Consider the following 214-nt stretch of genomic DNA (forward strand, 5'->3'; position numbering starts at 1 on the left):
GTGGTCGAGACGCTCGGCCTCGACCGGGTCGAGGTGGTCCGCGGTCGGGCCGATGCGCTGCACGGCACGCGACGGTTCGACGTCGTCACCTCCCGTGCGGTGGCGCCCCACGGGCGCCGGCTCGAGTGGTCCATGCCCCAGGTCGACGCCCGCGGCGCGCTCGTCGCGATGAAGGGCGCGACGGTCCACGAGGAGATCGTCGAGGCCGAGCCGG

At 75.2% G+C, this 214-nt stretch carries 1 protein-coding gene; it reads left to right on the forward strand.

The window, feature by feature from the left end; all coding sequences use genetic code 11:
- A partial coding sequence (locus QWY29_RS20820; RefSeq protein WP_300963111.1) for an RsmG family class I SAM-dependent methyltransferase occupies positions 1 to 214 on the forward strand: 214 nt, incomplete at both ends.

The sequence above is a fragment of the Nocardioides abyssi genome (assembly GCF_030412915.1).
Taxonomy (GTDB): domain Bacteria; phylum Actinomycetota; class Actinomycetes; order Propionibacteriales; family Nocardioidaceae; genus Nocardioides; species Nocardioides abyssi.